The organism is Lysinibacillus sp. RU7, from assembly GCF_057837305.1.
This window is the reverse complement of sequence record NZ_JBYQFK010000126.1, coordinates 1-272: the sequence shown is the minus strand read 5'-3', so window position 1 is coordinate 272 and position 272 is coordinate 1. Positions and strand designations below refer to the sequence as shown.

The following is a 272-nucleotide window of genomic DNA, read 5'->3' as shown; positions in this document are numbered from 1 at the left end:
CAACATTATCAACAATTTTACTAGGATTCAATGAGAATGCTAGAGTAACAGCAAAAAATATAAATGTAAAAATGAGCAGCCCTGCTTGCTGGCTTCCTTCTGGGAAAAATGGGGCAATCCCTACTTCATAAGCAACCGTCCCTGTACGGGGAGCTGCAAAGAAAGGCCCAATGGTTAAATAAAGTAAAGCTGTGAAAAAGATTCCATAAGCTGGATGAACTCTGCTTGATAACTCTTGTAAGTTACGGGTGCCTGAAAATCCCATTGCCAGG

Annotated in this window: 1 protein-coding gene; it reads right to left on the bottom strand. The window is 41.2% G+C overall.

Going from position 1 to position 272, the window contains the following annotated elements; translation table 11 throughout:
* The coding region (locus AC3II9_RS21800) for a branched-chain amino acid transport system II carrier protein (RefSeq protein WP_489158785.1) at window positions 1-272 on the bottom strand (272 nt) is incomplete at both ends.